Raw genomic sequence first — 19196 nt, forward strand, 5'->3', positions numbered from 1 at the left:
CAATTTCTTACATTCAACGAAGTATAACCAGCTTGATACATATGTTGGTCGACTAACTGCGGTTTGTGACGCGGTTGGCTGTGGGGGCGTGCTTTCGGGCGCCATGGCCGGCAAGCCGGCGACTGCGGGGGGAGGGTCAGACCTGGCCGTATTGCTGGCCGTGGCGCAACCAACGGTTCAACAACGGGCTGACATGATCCGGCCAGCGCTCCAGCAGCGCTTGCGCCGCATCGCGCACAGCCGGGAGCAGATCGGCGTCGCGCATGAGGTCGGCGACCTTGAATTGCAGCAAGCCGGTCTGGCGGGTGCCGAGCATTTCGCCGGGACCACGTAGCTCGAGGTCTTTTTCGGCGATGACAAAACCGTCATTGGTTTCGCGCATGATGCCCAGTCGCTGGCGACCGATCTGTGACAGCGGCGGGTGGTACAGCAGCACGCAATGGCTGGCGGCGCTGCCCCGGCCGACACGCCCACGCAGCTGGTGCAGCTGCGCCAGGCCCAGTCGTTCGGGGTTTTCGATGATCATCAGGCTGGCATTGGGTACGTCCACGCCCACTTCAATCACCGTGGTGGCCACCAGCAGTTGCAGGTTGCCGGCCTTGAATTCGGCCATCACCGCAGCCTTTTCAGCGGGTTTCATGCGCCCGTGGATGAGCCCGACCTTGAGTTCACCGAGGGCGCTGGTCAGGTCCTCAAAGGTGGTTTCGGCGGCCTGGCACGTCAGCTCTTCGGACTCTTCGATCAGGGTGCATACCCAGTAGGCCTGGCGACCTTCGGCACAGGCGCCGCGTACGCGCTCGATCACTTCGACACGCCGGGTATCGGTGACCAGCACGGTGTTGACCGGTGTACGGCCGGGTGGCAGTTCGTCGAGGATCGAGGTATCGAGGTCGGCGTAGGCGCTCATGGCCAGGGTGCGGGGGATCGGGGTGGCGGTCATGATCAACTGGTGTGGGTTCATGCGTCCGCCCACGCCTTTCTGGCGCAGGGCCAGGCGCTGTTGCACGCCGAACCGGTGCTGTTCGTCGATGATCACCAGGGCCAGGTTCTTGAACTGCACTTCGTCCTGGAACAGCGCGTGAGTGCCCACCACCATCGGTGCGCCACCGGCGATTTGTTCAAGTGCTGCCGCGCGGTTCTTGCCCTTGAGCTTGCCGGCCAGCCACGCCACTTCCAGGCCCAGCGGTTCAAGCCAGCGCTTGAAGGTGATGAAGTGCTGCTCGGCAAGGATCTCGGTAGGCGCCATCAGCGCTACCTGGTAGCCGGCTTCCAGCGCTTGCAGGGCGGCGAGGGCGGCGACCACGGTCTTGCCCGCGCCGACGTCGCCCTGGATCAGCCGCAGCATGGGCTCCTGCTGGCTGAGGTCGTAGGCGATTTCATTACCGACGCGTTGCTGGGCACCGGTCGGCGCGAAGCCGAGGTTGGCCAGGTATTGCGCAGGCAAGCGTGTGGCCTTGGGCATCGCCGGCGCACGCAGGGAGCGCATGCTCTCGCGCAGGCGTTGCTGGGACAGTTGGTGGGTCAGCAGTTCTTCAAAGGCCAGGCGGTGCTGGGCCCAGTGATGACCGAGGGCCAGTTCGTCGACATCGGCGTCGGCAGGTGGGTGATGCAGGTAGCGAATCGCATCGTCCAGCGGCGCCAGTTGATAGTCGCGGGCCAGCTCCACGGGCAGCCAGTCGGGCAGGCTTGTCGGGCCGAGCAGGGTCAGTGTCTGCATGCACAGTTGGCGCAGGCGTTGCTGGGTCAGGCCTTCGGTGAGCGGGTAGATCGGCGTGAGCGTGGTGTCTACCGGCGGAGGTTCATCGCCAGTGATGGCGCGGTATTCCGGGTGATAGATCTCCAGGCCTGAGGCGCCGGGGCGAGCTTCGCCGTAGCAGCGCACGCGGGTGCCGCGCTTGAGGCCTTCCTTCTGCGCATTGCTGAAATGGTAGAAGCGCAGGCTCAGGCCACCGGTGCCGTCCTGCAGACGCACCACCAGGCTGCGGCGCTTGCCCATCACTACGTCTGCGCCGCTGACGGTGCCTTCGACTACCGCGTCCTGCCCAGGGCGCAACTGGCCGATGGGCACTACGCGGGTACGGTCCTGATAACGCAGGGGCAGGTGGAACAACACGTCCTGGAGGTTCTCCAGGCCGACCTTGGCCAGCTTCTCGGCCATGGCTTCACCGACACCCTTGAGTGCCGTCACCGACACCTGCGACAGCTCAGTCATACCCTTGCTTAGCTCGCAGCAGGCGGCTTGGCCACCGAACACAGGCGGATCGAGTCAGCAAGGATCTCAATGGCCTTGGGCCGCGGAAAGCTGGCGCGCCAGGCAATCGCCACGGTGCGGAAGGGCACCGGCGGCGTGAGTGGGCGCACTTCAATGACGCCTGGGGCGTAGTGATGGCTGTCCACCGCCGACAGCGGCAGGATCGAAATGCCCAGGCCGGACGCGACCATGTGGCGAATGGTTTCCAGCGAGCTGGACTCCACGGTAGTGTGCTTGGCGCCGTCGTTGCCCTTGGTCAGGGTTGGGCAGGCTTCGAGCACCTGGTCGCGGAAGCAGTGACCCTCGCCGAGCAGCAGCAGGCTCTTGTCGTTGAGCAGGCCGGCATCGATGGTGTCTTTCTGCGTCCACGGGTGGGAGGCCGGCATCAGCACGTAGAACGGCTCGTCGTAGAGCGGCAGGGTCAGCACGTCGGCTTCATTGAACGGCAGGGCGATGATGATCGCGTCCAACTCGCCGTTGCGCAGCTTGTCGCGCAGCACGTGGGTGAAGTTTTCTTCGATATACAGCGGCATCTGCGGCGCGACGCGGTGCAGTTGCGGGATCAAGTGCGGGAACAGGTACGGGCCGACGGTGTAGATGGCGCCGACTTTGAGCGGTGCGGTCAGCTGGTTCTTGCCGGCCTGGGCCAATTCGCGAATGCTCTGCGCTTGCTCGAGCACCTTCTGGGCCTGGGCAACAATGCCTTCGCCCACAGGGGTGAGGCGCACGGCGCTCTTGCTGCGCTCGAAAATCAGCACACCGAGTTCGTCTTCAAGCTTTTTCACGCCCACCGACAGCGTCGGCTGGCTGACGTGGCAACGCTCGGCCGCGTGGCCGAAGTGCTGCTCTTGGGCGAGGGTAACGATGTAGCGTAATTCTGTAAGAGTCATAGCGGGCGTCCATGAGGTTGCAGGCCAAGCATACCGGCTGCAATCGATAGACGCACGTTATCAGAACTTTGGTGGGGATTGAGCGGGGAATATCGGTGATTTTGCTGATGCGATAAAACCAATCTGGGCTTGCCCGCGATGCAGGCACCTCGGTCTATCAATTGCACCGAGGTGATGCTATCGCAGGCAAGCCAGCTCCCATACAAGCTGGCGCCTGCAACCCTTAGCGGCGGCGTTTCTCGATGTTGTACACGAAGGGTGCAACGATCTCGATGCTACCGCCCTTGAGCATGTCCGCTGGAGGCTTGGGCAGTGGCTGGGCACGACGGATCATGTCCAGTGTGGCGCGGTCCAGGTCGGCGTTGCCGGAGCGGCCCACCAATTCATAGGACAGCACGTTACCGTCGGCATCCACCACGAACTTCAGGCGGTTCAGGCCTTCCTTGCCACGGGCCTGGGCACCTGGCGGGTACTTCTTGTACTTCTGCAAGTGGGCCAGCAGGGTGCCTTCCCAGGACGCTTTGGCAGCGATCTGTTGCGGCGACGGGCCAGGTACGGGCTGGGCCGATTTTTCAGCGGGCGCCTGGGTCGGCGGAGCGTCGCTCGGCGGGTCCTCGGAGGGTTTCTCCTTGGGCGGCTCGATCTTCTTCTCCACCGGCTTGGGCGGCTGCGGTTTGGGCTTGGGCTTGACCGGCTTGGGCACCTGGATCGTTGGCTTGGGCGCCTCGGCCAGTTTCGGCAGGGGCAGCTCTTCCACCGGTGCAGGCGGTTGCGGCGGCGTTACCACCTTGGGCGGTGCCGGCGGTGGTGGCGCTGGCATCGGCGCCAGGTCGATGACCATGGCAGCCGGTGGCAACTGCACCGTGCGCGGCGCTGACCAATGAAGCGCGATAGCGATCGCGACGGCATGCACGCCCAGTACGACGGCGAGGCTGGTGCCATAACGCGTCAGTTTGTGGCGCGTCGTGATCATTTCTTGGCTGCCGTCTCAAGTCCGACCAGGCCTACCTTGAGGTAGCCGGCTGCCCGCAGGGCATCCATCACGCTCATCAGGTCGCCGTAGTCCACGCCCTTGTCAGCCTGGAAGAAGATCGTCGTGTCTTTCTTGCCTTGGGTCTTGGCGTCGAGCACCGGCCCCAGGGTTTCAGTCTTGACTTCCTCTTCGCCCAGGAACAGGCGTTGGTCCGCCTTGACGCTGAGGAAGATCGGTTTCTCTGGTCGCGGCGCCGGCTTGGCGCTGGACGCGGGCAGGTCAACCTTGATGTCCACGGTCGCCAGCGGTGCCGCCACCATGAAGATGATCAGCAGCACCAGCATCACGTCGATAAATGGCGTGACGTTGATTTCGTGGTTCTCGACGAGTTCGTCGTCGCCTTGATTCAAATGCAGGCCCATGGCCGATTACCCCACTTTCACCATGTGCGGTTGCGAGCTGCGCTCGGTAGGCAGGTGATCGAGGTCGCGGCTGACCAGCAGCAGCACTTCTGCCGATGCGTCCGATACCTGGGCCTTGTAGCCGGCAATCGAACGGGCGAAGACGTTGTAGATCACCACCGCAGGAATCGCGGCAACCAGGCCCAGGGCAGTCGCCAGCAGGGCTTCGGCGATGCCAGGGGCAACGACGGCGAGGTTGGTGGTCTGGGTTTTGGCGATGCCGATGAAGCTGTTCATGATGCCCCACACGGTGCCGAACAGGCCGACGAAAGGTGCGGTGGAACCAATGGTCGCCAGCACGCCGGTGCCGCTGCTCATGTTACGGCCGCAGGCCGCCACCAGGCGCTCCAGGCGGAACGCAACACGTTCCTTGATACCTTCTTTTTCGCGAGCGTTGGCCGACAGGCGCATTTCTTCGAGCGCGTCGTGCACCAGGGTGTTGGCCAGGGTGCCTTTCTTGGTCGCGCTTTCGCTGGCTTCCTTGAGGGTGGTGGCCTTCTTCAGGTGGACGATTTCATTGCGCAGGCGACGTTTGGCGCCCAACAGCTCGAAGCCTTTGGCGATCCAGATGGTCCAGGTGATGATCGAGGCGATGGCCAGGCCGATCATGACCGCCTTCACCACGACGTCAGCGTTCTGGTACATGCCCCATGGCGACAGGTCGTGGGCCATGCCCAGGGTGTTGTCGCCTTCCAGCACCACACCTGTGTCGTCGGCGGCAGCAGGGTCAGCGGCCTGGGCCGGGTCGGTGGCAGCGGGCGCAGGGGCAGGGGCTGCCGGCGCCGTGGCGTTTTGCTCGGCTGCAGCCGGTGTAGCGGGAGCGGAGGCATCCGCGAAGGCGGCGGTCGGTGCCAGCAGTACGCTGAACAGCAACGCAGCAATCGCGCGCCAGGCGCGGGATGGGCTGTGAAGCTTGGTTGGCGAAGCGGGGGTTGTATTACGTGTCATGCTGGCCGGACCTGAGTAAAAAAAATGAGTGATCGTCCTTCCAGACCCGAGGTCGAGGACAAATGGGCGGTTATTATTGCAAGTAATTCTTGTTAACAAAAGTAATACAGTTACTTTATTTGCCCTTTTTCTAGCCGGCGGTCACCTGCGAAGGCTAACCTAGACCTTTCAGTACGGAGTTTTGTGATGTCAGCGCCTTCTGTTGTAATTGCCGGTTGTGGCGACGTGGGTAGTCGGCTGGCTAGCCAGTTGCTCGCCTCGGAATGGGAGGTTCATGGCCTGCGCCGCGATATTTCGCGGCTGCCCGACGGCGTGATCGGCATCGCCGGCGACTTGTTCAAGAAGGATTGCCCTGAGACCTGGCCGATCGGCGGGGTGGATTACCTGGTGTACTGCGCTGCGGCGACGGATCACGACGAAGCCGGCTACCGCGCCGCTTACGTGCAAGGGCTCAAACATGTGTTGGAGTGGCTGGGTGACTACGGCCAGGAGCCCAAGCACCTGCTGTTTGTATCCAGCAGCAGCGTCTACGGACAGCAGAATGGCGAGTGGGTCGACGAAACGTCGGAGACTAAAGCAAAAGGTTACTCAGGGCAGGTGATGCTGGAGGCTGAGCAAGTGGCGCTCGACAGCGGCATCCCGGCCAGCATTGTGCGCCTGACCGGCATTTACGGCCCAGGTCGCGAGTGGCTGCTGACCCAGGTTCGACAAGGCTATCGCGTAGCAATCGACCCACCTTTATATGGCAACCGCATTCACGCAGATGACGCGGCGGGTTTGCTGGCCTTTTTGTTGCGGCATGTAGAAAAGGGCGGTTCGTTGGACAAGGTCTACATCGGCGTCGACGATGCGCCCGCGCCACTGGCCGAAGTGGTGGACTGGTTGCGCGAGTACCTGGGTGTGACTGAATGGGCCGATGACGCCAGTGTGCGGCGCGCCGGTAGCAAGCAATGCAGCAATGCGCGTATCAAGGCGCTGGGTTGGGTGCCGACGTACCCGACTTACCGGGAAGGCTACGCGGCGATCCTCAAAGGCTGAAATGCGCTGAAAAATGTGGGAGCGGGCGTGTTCGCGAAGGCGCAGTGTCAGTCACTGAATGTGTGCCTGATGCACCGCTTTCGCGAGCAAGCCCGCTCCCACATTTGGGTCTGTGTTCGGCTACTTATTGCTTTTCAAGCAGCCACTGGCGTGGGCCTGGCGTAAACGAAGGTACTTCGTCTGCCTGCGCAGTGTTGATCGCCTGGAAGATCTCCAGTTGTTTGCCCTTGCGGATAAAGATCCACGGGTTGCCCTGGCCATTCAACTGCAGCCAGATGCTGTCGTAGCCGCCGCTCATGGACGCGCAATCACCTGCCAGGCATAGCGAGTACTGATCGACATTCGGCAGGCCGGCGACCTTGCCGTTGGCCTGGAACTGTACGATGGCGCCGCTACCGAAGCCGTCCGCGATCTTCCAGTCACCGCCCATGTAGGCCGCGTACAGCGCACGTTCGAAGTTGGCGCCGATGGGCGCCCCGTCTGGCGCGGGTTCTTTGGCGCGGGCAAACAGCTGTTCAGGCTCGTTGTCGTTGGCCACTTGCAGCAGTTGTTTGCCTTTGCGCTTGAGTTCGGTGGCGGAGCTGCCGTAGAAATCCACGCTCCAGGCGCCGGATTTTTCACCCAGCAACTTACCTTCAGCTACTTCAAAACCGTTGTAGTAGCGGGCCTGCGAGCCCTTGGTATTGACCTCCCATTCGAGGTTCGGGCCAAAGCTCTGCAGGGCTTCACGCAAAGGCCCGCCCTTGGCTGCCGCATCGATGGCCACCTGATTGATCCAGGTGCCGCTCACATCCAGGTCGGCAGGGTTGCTGGCACAGCCGCCGAGCATCAGGGCGAGCATTGATGAGGCTACAAGCGCTTTGCGCATCATGAAATCCTTTCGAAACGAAGTCGGCGCAGCCTGTGGGGGCTGCGCCGGGTGTTTTACTCGATGACCAGAATCGCGTCCATCTCAACCTGCGCACCCTTTGGCAGGGCAGCAACGCCGATGGCGGCACGGGCTGGATACGGCTGTTCGAAGTACTTGCCCATGATCTCGTTGACCTTGGCAAAGTGGCTCAGGTCGGTGAGGAAGATGTTCAGCTTGACGATGTCCTTGAACGAGCCGCCGGCTGCTTCGGCAACCGACTTGAGGTTTTCGAAGACCTGTACGGTCTGTGCTTCAAAGCCTTCCACCAGTTCCATGGTCTTTGGGTCCAGCGGGATCTGGCCGGACATGTAGACGGTGTTGCCCGCCTTGATCGCCTGGGAGTAGGTGCCGATGGCAGCAGGGGCTTTGTCGCTGGTGATAACAGTCTTGGTCATGAATGACTCCTTGTAATGAGTGGGTTATGCACGCATGCGGGTGATGCGGATGACCCCGGTCAAGGCGCGCAGTTTCTTGATCACGCGGGCCAGGTGCACGCGGTCGTGCACGCTGACCACCAGTTGGACCACGCTGATGCGACCATCGCGCTCGTCCATGCTGATTTTCTCGATATTGCCGTCGGCCGCGTTGACGCTGCTGGCCAGCAGGGCGATCAGGCCGCGCTGGTGCTCCAGCTCCACCCGCAGCTCGACGTTGAACTCGCCGGTGACATCCTTGGCCCATGAGAGCTGGATGCATTTTTCCGGGTTGTGGCGGATTTCGGTGATGTTGCGGCAATTGTCCAGGTGCACGACCATGCCTTTGCCCGCCGACAAGTGGCCGACAATCGGGTCGCCCGGGATCGGCGTGCAGCACTTGGCGTAGCTGAGCACCAAGCCCTCGGTGCCGCGAATCGCCAGCGGGCCCTCGGGGCTTGGCAGCTGTTCGCCTTCACCGAGCAGGCGGCGGGCGACCACATAGGCCATGCGGTTGCCCAGGCCGATATCTTCCAGCAGGTCCTCGATGGTTTCCTGGCGATACTCGTGGAGCATCGCTTGCACGCGCTCTGCAGGAATCTTGTCCAGCGCGCTGTCGAAACCGTTGAGCACCTTGTTAAGCAGGCGTTCGCCCAGGCTGATCGACTCGGAGCGGCGTTGCAGCTTGAGGGCGTGACGGATGTGCGTGCGCGCTTTGCCGGTGACCACGAAGTTGAGCCATGCCGGATTCGGGCGCGCGCCCGGTGCGCTGACGATCTCGACCGTGGAGCCGCTTTGCAGCGGTTCGGACAGCGGCGCGAGACGACGATTGATCCGGCAGGCGATGCAGCTGTTGCCCACGTCGGTGTGCACGGCGTAGGCAAAGTCGACCGCCGTGGAGCCTTTGGGCAGCTCCATGATCCGCCCTTTGGGCGTGAACACGTAGACCTCGTCCGGGAACAGGTCGATCTTCACACTTTCGATGAATTCGAGGGAGTTGCCCGCCCGTTGCTGCATTTCCAGCACGCCCTTGACCCACTGGCGGGCGCGGGCATGGGTGCCTTTGGGTTGCTCGTCGCCGCTGGATTTGTACAGCCAATGGGCGGCAATGCCGTTATTGGCCATCTCTTCCATTTCGCGGGTGCGGATCTGGATCTCGATCGGCACCCCGTGCATGCCGAACAGCGTGGTATGCAGCGACTGGTAGCCGTTGGCCTTGGGAATCGCGATGTAGTCCTTGAAGCGGCCCGGCAGCGGCTTGTACAAATTATGTACAGCGCCGAGCACGCGGTAGCAGGTGTCGACCTTGTCGACGATGATCCGGAACGCGTACACGTCCATGATCTCGTTGAAGGCCCGGCGCTTGCCACGCATCTTCTTGTAGATGCCGTAGATGTGCTTCTGCCGGCCACTGACCTCGCCCTCGATCTCGTCGATCGCCAGGCAATGGCTCAGGGATTCTTCGATCTTGTTGACGATTTCCTTGCGGTTGCCACGAGCGCGCTTGACCGCCTGGTAGATGCGCGCCGAGCGCATCGGGTGCATGGCCTTGAAGCCGAGGTCTTCGAATTCGATGCGAATGGCGTGCATGCCCAGGCGATTGGCGATGGGCGCGTAGATTTCCAGGGTTTCCTTGGCGATGCGCCGGCGTTTTTCGCCGGACAGCACTTCCAGCGTGCGCATGTTGTGCAGCCGGTCGGCCAGCTTGACCAGGATCACGCGGATGTCGCGTGCCATGGCCATGGCCATTTTCTGGAAGTTTTCCGCCTGGGCTTCGGCCTTGGTCTCGAAGTTCATCTGGGTCAGTTTGCTGACCCCGTCGACCAGTTCGGCCACGGTTTCGCCAAATTGTGCGCTGAGCGCTTCCTTGGCGATGCCGGTGTCTTCGATCACGTCATGCAGCATCGCGGCCATCAGGCTCTGATGGTCCATGTGCATGTCGGCAAGAATATTTGCCACCGCAAGAGGATGGGTGACATACGCCTCGCCGCTGCGGCGGCGTTGGCCGTCGTGGGCTTGTTCGGCGTAGAAATACGCTCGGCGGACCAGGTTGACCTGGTCTGGGCCGAGGTAGGTCGATAAGCGATCGGCGAGGGCGTCTATGCTCGGCAAAGTGTTAACTCCTGCCGAAGGCTGTGACCCCGCGCCGTGCTACGTCGACCAGGCATAGGCTTAGACGGCCTCGTTGGACTCGTCCTCGAACGCTGCAAACAGCGGTTCGTCTTCAACGATTTCGGCGTTGGCGATGAACTCGTAGCTCATCAGGCCTTCAGCGATTTCACGCAGGGCTACAACGGTAGGCTTGTCGTTTTCCCACTGGACCAGGGGCTCTTTGCCGCCAGTGGCCAGTTGACGGGCACGCTTGGTAGAGAGCATGACCAGCTCAAAGCGGTTATCCACGTGTTCTAGGCAGTCTTCAACGGTTACGCGGGCCATGGTATTCCTCGGAGCGAATGCAAGATGCGCGCTGCCCGGTTGGGCGAGCGGACTAAACAGTTTAAAAAATCACCAGCGTTTAGGGAAGCGCTGATTTTTCGCAGGCCCTCGCAAAACCGCTACAAGTGCCAATGTAAAGCCCTTGCAGCGGTTTTGGGAAGAGCCAATCAACCGAGCAGTTCAGCGAGTAATTTGCCGAAACGCTGCTGCTGGCGCTTTTGCTGGAGCTGGTTGGCGCGAAAAATCGCCTTCAAATCGTCCAGTGCGTGGGCAAAATCGTCATTAATGATCAGGTAGTCGTAGTCGACGTAGTGGCTCATTTCGCTGACGGCTTCACGCATGCGGCCTTCAATGATCTCGTCGCTGTCCTGGCCACGGTTGGTCAGGCGCTGGTGCAACGCTTCCAGGGACGGCGGCAAAATAAAGATCGAACGTGCCTTGGGCATCAACTGGCGCACTTGTTCGGCGCCCTGCCAGTCAATTTCCAGGATCAGGTCGTGGCCTTCGTCCAGGGTCTGCTGCAAGTGACTCTGCGAAGTGCCATAGAGGTTGCCGAACACTTCGGCGCGTTCCAGGAAATCGCCGTGTTCGATCATCTTGACGAACTCGGTGCGCTCGACGAAGTGATAGTGCACGCCGTTCACCTCACCCGGGCGCATGGCGCGGGTGGTGTGCGAGACCGAGATGCGGATCTGCTCGTCAGCGTCGGTCAGGGCCTTGACCAGGCTGCTCTTGCCCGCGCCCGAAGGGGCGGAAATGATGTAAAGGGTGCCGGTGCTGTGGGTCATGGAGGTTGCCTTACTCAATATTCTGTACTTGTTCGCGCATCTGCTCGATCAACACTTTGAGGTTGACCGCAGCGTTGGTGCTGCGCGGATCGAACGCCTTGGAGCCCAGTGTATTGGCTTCGCGGTTGAGTTCCTGCATCAGGAAGTCCAGGCGCCGACCGGCGGCACCACCGGACTTGAGTACGCGGCGCACTTCAAGTATGTGGGTGCTCAGGCGGTCGAGTTCTTCGGCGACATCGCTCTTCTGTGCCAGCAGGACCATTTCCTGCTCCAGGCGCACCGGATCGAGGTCGGCCTTCATGTCTGTGAAGCGGTCGAGTACCTTCTGGCGCTGGGTGGCGAGCATCTGCGGCACCAGCTCGCGCAGGGTCACGACGTCCTCTTCGATCGAGGTCAGGCGCTCGTTGATCAAGCGCGCCAATTCCGCGCCTTCGCGCTCGCGGCCGGCCTTGAGCTCCTTCAGGCCCTGATTGAACAAGGCCAGGGCTTGGGCGTTGAGCGCCTGCGGGTCGGTGGCGTCGGCCACTAGCACGCCGGGCCAGGCCAGCACTTCCAAGGGGTTGAGCGCGGCCGGCTGCTTGATCAGGCTGGCGATGGTTTCGGCGGCGGCCACCAGTTGCGCGGCACGGTCGCGATCGACCTGCAGCGGCTTGCCGGTGGTTTCTTCGGTAAAGCGCAGGGTGCATTCCAGCTTGCCACGGGAAATGCCCTGGCGCAGCGCTTCACGGACGGCGCCTTCGAGGTCGCGGAACGACTCCGGCAGGCGCAGGTGCGGCTCCAGGTAACGGCTGTTGACCGAGCGCAGTTCCCAGCTCAGGGTGCCTTGTGCGCCGGCTTTTTCGACGCGGGCGAAGGCGGTCATGCTGTGCACCATGGAGGTACCTCGCGTTGCAGTCCCGCAAACACGGGCTGATGGTTAAGAAGGCGCAGGATTGTAGCGCAGTGGGACAAGCGCGCCCAAACCCGAGCATTCGTAACTGGATTTTTTAGCAGTGCCCCGAATCGGCTCACGGCTCTATAATGCTCGGCAGTTTTTCGTCCTCAGTACAGGTGTCTCCCTATGAAACGTCCAAGTGGTCGCGCTGCCGATCAGCTCCGCTCGATCCGCATCACCCGCAACTACACCAAACACGCCGAGGGGTCTGTACTGGTCGAGTTTGGCGATACCAAGGTCATCTGCACCGTCAGCGTTGAAAACGGCGTGCCGCGCTTCCTTAAAGGCCAGGGCCAGGGCTGGCTGACGGCCGAGTACGGCATGCTGCCGCGCGCGACCGGCGAGCGTAACCAGCGTGAAGCCAGCCGTGGCAAGCAAGGCGGCCGTACCCTGGAAATCCAGCGACTGATCGGTCGTTCGCTGCGCGCAGCCCTGGACATGTCCAAGCTGGGCGACGTGACGCTGTACGTCGACTGCGACGTTATCCAGGCCGATGGCGGCACCCGTACCGCGTCCATCACCGGCGCCATGGTTGCCCTGGTTGATGCACTGAAAGTGATCAAGAAGCGTGGCGGCCTGAAAGCAGGCGATCCGCTCAAGCAGATGATCGCCGCTGTGTCGGTAGGCATGTATCAGGGCGAGCCAGTGCTGGACCTGGACTACCTGGAAGACTCGGCTGCCGAGACCGACCTGAACGTGGTCATGACCAGCACCGGTGGTTTCATCGAAGTGCAGGGCACTGCTGAAGGCGCACCCTTCCAGCCGGCCGACCTGAACGCCATGCTCGCCCTGGCCCAGAAAGGCATGACCGAAATCTTCGAGCTGCAGAACGCCGCCCTGGCGGACTGAGCCCGTCTCAAGGAGAAACGCCATGAATGACAACAACCAGATGCCGGTGCCTACGCCTTCCTACGAAGTGCGCCAGGGGGCAATGTTGTGCCATCTCGCGGCGTTTCTGGGTTTCGTGTTCCCCTTCGGCAGCGTCGTGGGGCCACTGATCCTGTGGCAGATGAAGAAAGAAGTGGACCCGTTCGTTGATGATCAGGGCAAGGAAGCCCTGAACTTCCAGATCACCGTGGCCATTGCCTGGATCGCTTGCATTGTGCTTGCCTTCGCAGTGATTGGCTTTTTCCTGATGTTCGCCCTGGCGATCGCCACGGTGGTGCTGACCATCATTGGCAGCATCAAGGCCAACAAGGGCATCGCGTATCGCTACCCCTTGACCTGGCGCGTGATCAAATAACGAGCAGGCACAAAAAAACCGACAGCGATGTCGGTTTTTTTGTGCCTGGAAAAAGACCTCAGATGGTCAGTGTCCAGTCGTAGTCCACTATCAGCGGCGCATGCTGCGAGAAGCGTGGCTGGCGCGGCAGGCGTGCGCTGCGAACGAACCGGCGCAGGCCTGGGGTCAGCAACTGGTAGTCGAAGCGCCAGCCCAGGTTGAGCATCTCAGCCTGTTCGTTATCTGGCCACCAGCTGTACTGGTCACCTTCGCGACTGACTTCGCGCAGGGCATCCACATAGCCCATGTTGCCGACAATCTCGTCCATCCAGGCGCGTTCAGGCGCCAGGAAGCCCGGGGATTGCTGGCTGTCGCGCCAGTTCTTGATATCCAGCTTCTGTTGCGCCACGTACAGCGAGCCACAATAAATGTACTCGCGACGTTTGCGTCGCTGTTTATCCAGGTAACGGGCGAAATCGTCCATTAGCTTGAACTTCTGGTTCAAGTCTTCATCGCCGTTCTGCCCCGAAGGAAGCAGCAAGGTCGCGATGCTGACCTTGTCGAAATCGGCTTGCAGGTAGCGCCCGTAGCGGTCGGCTGTCTCGAAGCCGAGGCCGCTGATGACCGCCTTGGGTTGCAACCGCGAATACAAAGCCACGCCACCTTGGGTGGGCACTTCGGCATCGCAGGCATAAAGGAAGTAGCCATCCAGTTGGAAGGCTGGGTCGTCCAGTTCAAAGGCGGAGGCGCGGGTATCCTGCAGGCAGATGACGTCGGCATTCTGGGCTTGCAGCCAACTGAGCAAACCACGCTCGACTGCAGCCTGAATACCATTAACGTTCACACTGATGATCCGCATAAATGGCCCCAAAAATCGCGTGCGTGTATGATACACGCCGTCTACCTAATTAGCTAAATCCGTGGTATCTGAGGCTTTTTTCATGCAGGCGTATCAACGCGATTTCATTCGTTTTGCCATCGATCGCGGCGTTTTGCGCTTCGGTGAGTTCACCCTGAAGTCCGGGCGCACCAGTCCGTACTTCTTCAATGCCGGCTTGTTCAACTCCGGTTCGGCCCTGGCTCAGCTGGGTCGTTTCTATGCGGCCGCCATCGTTGAAAGCGGTATTCCGTTCGACGTCCTCTTCGGCCCGGCGTACAAGGGCATCCCCCTGGCCGCCGCTACCGCTGTGGCCCTGGCTGAACATCACGGGCAGGACCTGCCATGGTGCTTCAACCGCAAGGAAGCCAAGGCCCACGGCGAAGGTGGCAGCCTGGTGGGGGCGCCGCTCAAGGGCGATGTGCTGATCATCGACGACGTGATCACCGCCGGTACGGCCATCCGCGAAGTGATGCAGATCATCGCGTCGCAGGAAGGCGCCAAGGCCGCCGGCGTGCTGATCGCGCTGAACCGCCAGGAGCGCGGCAACGGTGAATTGTCAGCCATCCAGGAAGTTGAGCGCGATTTTGGCATTCCTGTGGTAAGCATCGTGTCGCTGAACCAGGTGCTGCAGTTCCTGGAAGATGACCCGCAGCTCAAGCAACACCTGCCGGCGGTGCGTGCATACCGCGAGCAGTTCGGCGTCTGACCCACCGTCCTGCAGTAGCGAGTGCATAAAAAAGGCCCCGCTCAATCCTGTTGAGCGGGGCCTTTTTGTTTTCAGCGTTTAAGGACGCTTGCGGTTACTGATCAGCGTGCCCATGCCGGTGTCGGTGAAGATCTCCAGCAGCACCGCATTCGGTACCCGGCCATCGATGATCAGCGAGCTGCCCACGCCGCCTTGCACCGCTTCCAGTGCGCAACGGATCTTCGGCAGCATGCCGCCGTAGATGGTGCCGTCGGCGATCAGCTCGTCGACCTGCTGGGTCGTCAGGCCGGTCAACACCTTGCCTTCCTTGTCCATCAAGCCGGCGATGTTGGTCAGCAGCATCAGCTTTTCAGCTTTCAATGCTTCGGCCACCTTGCCGGCCACCAGGTCGGCGTTGATGTTGTAGGACTCGCCATTGGCGCCTACGCCGATCGGCGCGATCACCGGAATGAAGTCGCCCTTGACCAGCAGGTTCAGCAGGTCGGTGTTGATGCCGATCACTTCGCCTACTTGGCCGATGTCGATGATTTCCGGCTGGGTCATTTCCGGGGTCTGACGGGTTACGGTCAGTTTTTTCGCGCGGATCAGCTCCGCGTCCTTGCCGGTCAGGCCAATGGCGCTGCCGCCGTGGCGGTTGATCAGGTTGACGATGTCCTTGTTGACCTGGCCACCCAGGACCATTTCCACCACGTCCATGGTCTGCGCGTCAGTGACGCGCATGCCATCGATGAAGTGACTCTCGATCGACAAGCGCTTGAGCAGGTCGCCGATTTGCGGGCCGCCACCGTGGACCACCACCGGGTTGATCCCCACCGCTTTCATCAACACGATGTCGCGGGCAAAGCCGGTTTTCAGCTCGTCGCTTTCCATGGCATTGCCGCCGTACTTGATCACCAGCGTCTTGCCGACGTAGCGTCGGATGTAAGGCAACGCTTCGGAAAGGACCTTGGCAGTGTTGGCAGCGGCTTCGCGTTCGAGGGTCATTCAGGGCTCCGGTAAAAAATCAGAACGGTAATTGGAGATCAGGGGCAACACGTTTCAACTGGGCGTGGAACACGTCCTTGATGCGCTGCAACTCAGCCTCGGTATCCGCCTCGAAACGCAGGACCAGCACCGGTGTGGTGTTGGACGCGCGAACCAGGCCCCAGCCTTTGGCGTAATCGACTCGCACACCATCAATGGTAGTCAGGTTGGCGCCTTCACCCCATTGCGCATCGTGCAGTGCGTCAATGATGCTGAATTTGCTCTCCTCGGTCACATGGATATTGATCTCTGGCGTAGAAATATCGTTCGGGAAGGTCTGGAACAGCTCTTCGGCGGTGGATTTTTCCTTGCTGAGGATCTCCAGCAGGCGCGCCGCGCTGTAAATGCCGTCGTCAAAGCCGAACCAGCGCTCCTTGAAGAACACGTGGCCGCTCATTTCGCCGGCCAACAGCGCGCCGGTTTCCTTCATCTTCTTTTTGATCAACGAGTGACCCGTCTTCCACATTAGCGGGCGACCGCCATATTCCTTGATCAGCGGGGTAAGGCGGCGGGTGCACTTCACGTCGAAGATGATCTCGGCGTTGGGGTTGCGCGCCACCACGTCACGGGCAAACAGCATCAGCAGGCGATCCGGGAACACGATTTCGCCGGTTTCCGTCACCACACCCACACGGTCGCCGTCGCCGTCAAAGGCCAGGCCGACGTCCGCCCCGGTTTCCTTGACCTTGGCGATCAGGTCTACCAGGTTTTCCGGCTTGCCCGGGTCCGGGTGGTGGTTGGGGAAGTGGCCGTCGACCTCGCAGAACAAAGGAATCACTTCGCAATTCAGGGCTTCCAGCAACTGCGGGGCGATCACGCCGGCGGCGCCGTTGCCGCAGTCCACCACCACTTTCAAGCGGCGCGCGAGTTTGACGTCACGGGTGATTTCGTCAGAGTAGCGCTGCAGGATGTCAACTTTGGTGATGGTGCCCTTACCGCTGGTCAGGTCGTTGGTTTTCAGGCGGTTGTGCAGGGCCTGGATCTGTTCGTTGGCCAGCGTGTCGCCCGCGATGACGATCTTGAAACCGTTGTAGTCCGACGGGTTATGGCTGCCGGTCAGCATCACCCCGGACTTGCCTGCCAGTACGTTGGCTGCGTAGTACAGCGCAGGCGTCGGCACCAGGCCGACGTCACTCACATGGCAACCGCTGTCGGCCAGGCCCTGGATCAGTTGTTCCACCAGCTCCGGGCCGGACAGTCGCCCGTCACGGCCGACCGAAACGTTGGGTTCATCCTGAGCCAGGCTCTGGGAGCCGATGGCGCGGCCAATCCAGTAGGCGGTTTCGGCCGTGAGGGTCTTGGGCACCACGCCACGAATGTCATAGGCGCGAAAGATGCTGTCGGGGAATGTCGGGGCTACTCGGGCTGCGGTACTCATCGCGGGGGGAAACTCCATCTGAAGGGGGCAAGGCTGGCCTTAATGTGGCTGACCGGCAGGCTCAAACTGAAGGGTATGACGGTGTTTTCGGCAGAGAGTTCGTGGTGCAAAAATGCCATCGGAGCGCTGGCCCCTTCTTCCTTTCTGCGTAACACTTTGATTTCTATGGGGAAATCTCGCTGATAAAGTCCGCGCATTCTTCGTCCTGAAAAGCCTTGCGGTGGCGTCGGGCCGGGCAGGGTGCCCGGCCAGTTTCAGCTTAGTCAGTGGCTGCCGGAATGCCCAAACCCGCCTGCGCCACGTTGTGTTTCGTCAAATTTCTCCACCAACTCAAAGTGTGCCTGCACCACCGGCACCAGCACCAGTTGGGCAATGCGCTCGCCGACGGCGATGTTGAAGGCGGTCTGGCCACGGTTCCAGCAAGACACCATCAGCTCACCCTGATAGTCCGAGTCGATCAGGCCTACCAGATTACCCAGCACGATGCCGTGTTTGTGACCCAGGCCGGAGCGCGGCAGGATCAGTGCCGCCAGGCCTGGGTCACCGACGTAGATCGACAGGCCGGTTGGAATCAGGATGGTCTGGCCTGGCTCAAGGACGGTGTCTTCCTTGAGCATGGCGCGCAGGTCGAGGCCGGCGGAGCCCGGGGTGGCGTAGGCTGGCAGCGGGAATTCGGTGCCGATGCGTGGGTCGAGGATCTTGGCTTGCAAAGCGTGCATGGAAATTAAACCTGGTTCAGCCGTTGGGCGATAAAAGAGATCAGTTGGCGGGCAATCTTGCCCTTGCTGGTCTGGGCGAAAACGGTGGCGTGCAGCTCGCGATCGATCACGCTGATCGCATTTTCCTCACTGTTGAAGCCGATGCTCGGGTTGGCGACATCATTGGCAACGATCAGGTCGAGGTTTTTGTCTTTCAATTTGCGTGCGGCGTAGTCCAGCAGGTGCTCGGTCTCGGCGGCGAAGCCGACACTGAACGGACGGTCCGCACGGGTGGCGATGGTCGCCAGGATGTCCGGGTTGCGCACCATTTGCAGGAGCAGGCCGTCACCGCTTGTAGGGTCTTTCTTGAGTTTTTGCGGGGCGACGACTTCCGGGCGGTAGTCCGCAACTGCAGCCGAGGCGATGAACAGGTCGCACGGAATGGCGGCTTCACAGGCCGCCAACATGTCGCGGGCGCTGACTACGTCGATTCGCGTGACCCGATCAGGCGTCGGCAAATGCACCGGGCCGGTGATCAAGGTCACACGTGCGCCTGCCTCGACCGCCGCTTCGGCCAGGGCAAAGCCCATTTTTCCTGAGCTATGGTTGGTGATGTAGCGCACCGGGTCGATGTTTTCCTGAGTCGGGCCGGCCGTGATCAGCACGTGCTTGCCGGTCAGGGCCAGGTGCTGGAAACACTCGGCGGCGCACAGCGCCAAGTCGGTGGCTTCGAGCATGCGGCCCATGCCGACGTCGCCGCAGGCCTGGCTGCCGGACGCCGGGCCGAACACCTTGAGGCCTCGGCTTTGCAGGAGTTGGGTGTTGGCTTGGGTGGCCGGGTCGCGCCACATGGCCTGGTTCATGGCCGGGGCGATGGCGACGGTGGCGTCGGTGGCCAGTACCAGGGTGGTCAGCAGGTCATCGGCGATGCCCTGGGCCAGGCGGGCGATCAGGTCGGCGGTGGCCGGGGCGATCAGCACCAGGTCGGCCCACTTGGCCAGCTCGATATGGCCCATGGCGGCTTCGGCCGCAGGGTCCAGCAGATCGAGGTGAACCGGGTGCCCGGACAAGGCCTGCATGGTCAGTGGAGTAATGAACTCACTGCCGCCGCGCGTCATGACCACGCGCACTTCGGCGCCTTGGTCCAGAAGCCTGCGGACCAGCTCTGCGCTCTTGTAGGCGGCAATGCCGCCGCCAACGCCGAGAACGATGCGTTTCCGATACAGACGCTGCATTGGTTTGCCTTT

General features: G+C 61.6%; 19 protein-coding genes and 1 pseudogene. 4 read left to right on the forward strand and 16 right to left on the reverse strand.

The window, feature by feature from the left end:
• Positions 1-136: 136 nt before the first annotated feature.
• The 5 genes from recG to exbB all read right to left on the reverse strand — a co-directional run bounded on the left by recG (position 137) and on the right by exbB (position 5523).
• On the reverse strand, positions 137-2212 hold the full coding sequence (gene recG / locus CQ002_RS01260; protein WP_034110692.1) for an ATP-dependent DNA helicase RecG: 2076 nt from the start codon (positions 2210-2212) through the stop codon (positions 137-139).
• 8 nt (positions 2213-2220) lie between these two features.
• Positions 2221-3141 (reverse strand): hydrogen peroxide-inducible genes activator, encoded by a 921-nt coding sequence (locus tag CQ002_RS01265; protein WP_015886540.1) that lies wholly within the window; start codon positions 3139-3141, stop codon positions 2221-2223.
• A gap of 223 nt (positions 3142-3364) precedes the next feature.
• Positions 3365-4114, reverse strand: coding sequence for an energy transducer TonB (locus tag CQ002_RS01270; RefSeq protein ID WP_017526805.1), 750 nt, complete (start codon positions 4112-4114; stop codon positions 3365-3367).
• Positions 4111-4536: a TonB system transport protein ExbD gene (exbD, locus tag CQ002_RS01275; RefSeq protein WP_017526806.1), complete on the reverse strand. Its 426-nt coding sequence runs from the start codon at positions 4534-4536 to the stop codon at positions 4111-4113. Before exbD ends, CQ002_RS01270 begins: the two co-directional genes overlap by 4 nt.
• Before the next feature lie 6 nt (positions 4537-4542).
• Positions 4543-5523, reverse strand: coding sequence for a tonB-system energizer ExbB (gene exbB, locus CQ002_RS01280; protein WP_034110296.1), 981 nt, complete (start codon positions 5521-5523; stop codon positions 4543-4545).
• Positions 5524-5709: 186 nt separating this feature from the next.
• On the opposite strand from exbB, the gene CQ002_RS01285 reads away from it, so the two are divergent.
• Complete coding sequence (locus CQ002_RS01285) at positions 5710-6561, forward strand: SDR family oxidoreductase (RefSeq protein ID WP_069078563.1); 852 nt, start codon at positions 5710-5712, stop codon at positions 6559-6561.
• A gap of 124 nt (positions 6562-6685) precedes the next feature.
• On the opposite strand, the gene CQ002_RS01290 is transcribed toward CQ002_RS01285, so the two are convergent.
• The 6 genes from CQ002_RS01290 to CQ002_RS01315 all read right to left on the reverse strand — a co-directional run bounded on the left by CQ002_RS01290 (position 6686) and on the right by CQ002_RS01315 (position 11982).
• Positions 6686-7429 carry a hypothetical protein gene (locus CQ002_RS01290; RefSeq protein WP_034110292.1) on the reverse strand — a complete coding sequence of 248 codons (744 nt, stop codon included), beginning with the start codon at positions 7427-7429 and terminating at the stop codon, positions 6686-6688.
• A 56-nt stretch (positions 7430-7485) separates the two neighbouring features.
• Entirely contained in the window at positions 7486-7866 is a 381-nt protein-coding gene (locus tag CQ002_RS01295) for a RidA family protein (protein WP_003176922.1), read from the reverse strand.
• A 24-nt stretch (positions 7867-7890) separates the two neighbouring features.
• Entirely contained in the window at positions 7891-9996 is a 2106-nt protein-coding gene (gene spoT / locus CQ002_RS01300) for a bifunctional GTP diphosphokinase/guanosine-3',5'-bis pyrophosphate 3'-pyrophosphohydrolase (protein WP_017735756.1), read from the reverse strand.
• Positions 9997-10056: 60 nt separating this feature from the next.
• Positions 10057-10320 (reverse strand): DNA-directed RNA polymerase subunit omega, encoded by a 264-nt coding sequence (rpoZ, locus tag CQ002_RS01305; RefSeq protein ID WP_003176920.1) that lies wholly within the window; start codon positions 10318-10320, stop codon positions 10057-10059.
• Positions 10321-10487: 167 nt separating this feature from the next.
• Positions 10488-11108, reverse strand: a complete 621-nt coding sequence (gene gmk, locus CQ002_RS01310; RefSeq protein ID WP_003213284.1) for a guanylate kinase — start codon at positions 11106-11108, stop codon at positions 10488-10490.
• A gap of 10 nt (positions 11109-11118) precedes the next feature.
• Positions 11119-11982, reverse strand: a complete 864-nt coding sequence (locus CQ002_RS01315) for a YicC/YloC family endoribonuclease (RefSeq protein ID WP_034110288.1) — start codon at positions 11980-11982, stop codon at positions 11119-11121.
• Between the two features lie 186 nt (positions 11983-12168).
• Between CQ002_RS01315 and rph the strand changes: the two genes are divergently transcribed.
• Complete coding sequence (gene rph / locus CQ002_RS01320; RefSeq protein ID WP_010207511.1) at positions 12169-12891, forward strand: ribonuclease PH; 723 nt, start codon at positions 12169-12171, stop codon at positions 12889-12891.
• Positions 12892-12913: 22 nt separating this feature from the next.
• The gene (locus CQ002_RS01325; protein ID WP_034110287.1) at positions 12914-13285 is read left to right on the forward strand and encodes a DUF4870 domain-containing protein; all 372 of its coding nucleotides are present in this window, start codon (positions 12914-12916) and stop codon (positions 13283-13285) included.
• A 58-nt stretch (positions 13286-13343) separates the two neighbouring features.
• On the opposite strand, the gene CQ002_RS01330 is transcribed toward CQ002_RS01325, so the two are convergent.
• Positions 13344-14123, reverse strand: a complete 780-nt coding sequence (locus CQ002_RS01330; protein WP_003195493.1) for an exodeoxyribonuclease III — start codon at positions 14121-14123, stop codon at positions 13344-13346.
• An 82-nt stretch (positions 14124-14205) separates the two neighbouring features.
• Here CQ002_RS01330 and pyrE point away from each other — a divergent pair, with 82 nt between their 5' ends.
• Positions 14206-14850, forward strand: a complete 645-nt coding sequence (gene pyrE / locus CQ002_RS01335) for an orotate phosphoribosyltransferase (RefSeq protein WP_016969926.1) — start codon at positions 14206-14208, stop codon at positions 14848-14850.
• Between the two features lie 78 nt (positions 14851-14928).
• On the opposite strand, the gene argB is transcribed toward pyrE, so the two are convergent.
• The 4 genes and pseudogenes from argB to coaBC form a co-directional block, all read right to left on the reverse strand.
• Positions 14929-15834, reverse strand: coding sequence for an acetylglutamate kinase (gene argB, locus CQ002_RS01340; protein WP_034110286.1), 906 nt, complete (start codon positions 15832-15834; stop codon positions 14929-14931).
• A gap of 19 nt (positions 15835-15853) precedes the next feature.
• Positions 15854-17275 (reverse strand): annotated as a pseudogene (locus CQ002_RS01345) (phosphomannomutase/phosphoglucomutase); the annotation flags it as partial.
• Between the two features lie 239 nt (positions 17276-17514).
• Positions 17515-17970: a dUTP diphosphatase gene (gene dut, locus CQ002_RS01355; protein ID WP_105163054.1), complete on the reverse strand. Its 456-nt coding sequence runs from the start codon at positions 17968-17970 to the stop codon at positions 17515-17517.
• A gap of 5 nt (positions 17971-17975) precedes the next feature.
• A complete protein-coding gene (coaBC, locus tag CQ002_RS01360; protein WP_010207499.1) occupies positions 17976-19184 on the reverse strand; it encodes a bifunctional phosphopantothenoylcysteine decarboxylase/phosphopantothenate--cysteine ligase CoaBC in 1209 nt (402 codons plus the stop codon).
• Positions 19185-19196: the final 12 nt, after the last annotated feature.

This window comes from Pseudomonas sp. MYb13, from assembly GCF_002980075.1.
Lineage (GTDB): Bacteria > Pseudomonadota > Gammaproteobacteria > Pseudomonadales > Pseudomonadaceae > Aquipseudomonas > Aquipseudomonas lurida.

Excerpts from the sequence above, each read along its gene's own strand:
- recG (WP_034110692.1), bottom strand. The coding sequence starts at position 2,212 with ATGACTGAGCTGTCGCAGGTGTCGGTGACGGCACTCAAGGGTGTCGGT.
- CQ002_RS01265 (WP_015886540.1), bottom strand. The coding sequence starts at position 3,141 with ATGACTCTTACAGAATTACGCTACATCGTTACCCTCGCCCAAGAGCAG.
- CQ002_RS01290 (WP_034110292.1), bottom strand. The coding sequence starts at position 7,429 with ATGCGCAAAGCGCTTGTAGCCTCATCAATGCTCGCCCTGATGCTCGGC.
- rpoZ (WP_003176920.1), bottom strand. The coding sequence starts at position 10,320 with ATGGCCCGCGTAACCGTTGAAGACTGCCTAGAACACGTGGATAACCGC.
- exbB (WP_034110296.1), bottom strand. The coding sequence starts at position 5,523 with ATGACACGTAATACAACCCCCGCTTCGCCAACCAAGCTTCACAGCCCA.
- CQ002_RS01315 (WP_034110288.1), bottom strand. The coding sequence starts at position 11,982 with ATGGTGCACAGCATGACCGCCTTCGCCCGCGTCGAAAAAGCCGGCGCA.
- argB (WP_034110286.1), bottom strand. The coding sequence starts at position 15,834 with ATGACCCTCGAACGCGAAGCCGCTGCCAACACTGCCAAGGTCCTTTCC.
- pyrE (WP_016969926.1), top strand. The coding sequence starts at position 14,206 with ATGCAGGCGTATCAACGCGATTTCATTCGTTTTGCCATCGATCGCGGC.
- CQ002_RS01270 (WP_017526805.1), bottom strand. The coding sequence starts at position 4,114 with ATGATCACGACGCGCCACAAACTGACGCGTTATGGCACCAGCCTCGCC.
- CQ002_RS01325 (WP_034110287.1), top strand. The coding sequence starts at position 12,914 with ATGAATGACAACAACCAGATGCCGGTGCCTACGCCTTCCTACGAAGTG.
- rph (WP_010207511.1), top strand. The coding sequence starts at position 12,169 with ATGAAACGTCCAAGTGGTCGCGCTGCCGATCAGCTCCGCTCGATCCGC.
- exbD (WP_017526806.1), bottom strand. The coding sequence starts at position 4,536 with ATGGGCCTGCATTTGAATCAAGGCGACGACGAACTCGTCGAGAACCAC.
- CQ002_RS01295 (WP_003176922.1), bottom strand. The coding sequence starts at position 7,866 with ATGACCAAGACTGTTATCACCAGCGACAAAGCCCCTGCTGCCATCGGC.
- coaBC (WP_010207499.1), bottom strand. The coding sequence starts at position 19,184 with ATGCAGCGTCTGTATCGGAAACGCATCGTTCTCGGCGTTGGCGGCGGC.
- CQ002_RS01330 (WP_003195493.1), bottom strand. The coding sequence starts at position 14,123 with ATGCGGATCATCAGTGTGAACGTTAATGGTATTCAGGCTGCAGTCGAG.
- gmk (WP_003213284.1), bottom strand. The coding sequence starts at position 11,108 with ATGACCCACAGCACCGGCACCCTTTACATCATTTCCGCCCCTTCGGGC.
- dut (WP_105163054.1), bottom strand. The coding sequence starts at position 17,970 with ATGCACGCTTTGCAAGCCAAGATCCTCGACCCACGCATCGGCACCGAA.
- CQ002_RS01285 (WP_069078563.1), top strand. The coding sequence starts at position 5,710 with ATGTCAGCGCCTTCTGTTGTAATTGCCGGTTGTGGCGACGTGGGTAGT.